The following is a 1,342-nucleotide window of genomic DNA, read 5'->3' as shown; positions in this document are numbered from 1 at the left end:
TTTTTTAAGAGGAGCTGTTTTATATCTAACAGCTCTTCTTTACTAAAAAGTTGATAAACTTATAGATTGGTTTAGAGAAGCTATAGATGAGATGATAGAAGAAGGGGAATACGATGAAATTTGAAGAATTAAGTAAGGAAGTTTCATATGCACTTCGACATGCACCTTGGGAGTATGAACTTGAAATGGATGAAGAAGGCTGGGTAAGTATAGAGCAGCTTTTGAATGCGCTGAATACAGAAGGTAAGTTTGGAAATATAACAAGAAACGATTTGGCTGTTATGATTGACAAGTCTGAAAAGAAAAGACATGAAATAAATGCAGGAAAAATAAGAGCTATGTACGGGCATTCCATACCGATGCATATAGTAAAGGAAGAGAAGATTCCACCTGATAAATTATATCATGGTACTGCAAGGAGATTTATTGAGAGTATAAAAAAGAACGGTCTTTTACCTATGAGCAGACAATATGTACACCTGTCAGCCGATATAGATACGGCAAAAAAAGTAGGTCTTAGGCGTGACAAGAGTCCATGTATATTGGAAATTGATTCTAAGAGAGCATATAATGACGGAGTGGTATTTTATCACGGAAATGAAAAAGTTTGGTTGGCAGACAAAATACCTTGGTGTTATATAACGGAATTATAGTGAGTAATAGAGTTAATAATACTGTAGTTTTTACATAAATATTTTAAAATCTATAAGGAAGGTATTCCTTAAGCAAGCTAAGTCAAAGAATGCAGGCAGAGGATTAGGGAAGTAAAAAATAAGACAAAATACAAACCTGTAAAAAAGTTTTAGAATAAGAACTCAGAAGATTTAGTGAGGTTAATAAAATAATGGGAATTTCTGCTGCTATATTTAGAAAAGACGAATATGTAACGGAAAGAGATTTAGATGCAATAATTGACATATTTGTTGAAATGGAATTTTATGCTAGTGATAAATCTAAAGATAAAGAAAGTAATGTATGGAGCGTTAGCTTTGTAAATGATCATTGGAGAGAGGTGTGGGATAGGCCAAAATATATACATGATGAGTTTAGAAATGATAGTGCAATAATATATTTTTACGAGGACTCAAAAGAGGCATTAGATAGTTATGTTCCGATTTTGGGTAAGGTATCAACATGTTTTTTGATTTTTGAGGATATAGCATATAGAGAAATTATGATGCTTGAATTTTTACATAGATACTTTAGTGTGTTTCCTGAAGATATATTTTGGGTAGATTATTTTTATACAAAGAGTGATATAGATAAGGTATATGCAAAACTGCCATGGAATGAATTATGGGCGTATGAAGACCTTAAAACATTCTAAATTATACTATTGATA

At 31.9% G+C, this 1,342-nt stretch carries 2 protein-coding genes; both read left to right on the top strand.

Annotated features, from left to right (window positions below):
• Window positions 1–113: 113 nt before the first annotated feature.
• Window positions 114–653, top strand: coding sequence for an RNA 2'-phosphotransferase (locus tag HMPREF1495_RS03575; RefSeq protein ID WP_034212115.1), 540 nt, complete (start codon window positions 114–116; stop codon window positions 651–653).
• Between the two features lie 191 nt (window positions 654–844).
• Window positions 845–1,327 carry a hypothetical protein gene (locus HMPREF1495_RS03570; protein WP_034212113.1) on the top strand — a complete coding sequence of 161 codons (483 nt, stop codon included), beginning with the start codon at window positions 845–847 and terminating at the stop codon, window positions 1,325–1,327.
• Window positions 1,328–1,342: the final 15 nt, after the last annotated feature.

Origin of the sequence: Lachnoanaerobaculum sp. MSX33, assembly GCF_000512995.1 — a bacterium.
In the GTDB taxonomy this organism is placed as follows: domain Bacteria; phylum Bacillota; class Clostridia; order Lachnospirales; family Lachnospiraceae; genus Lachnoanaerobaculum.
Note: the sequence above shows the minus strand (reverse complement) of the source record. Positions and strands in the feature narration are given on the sequence as shown.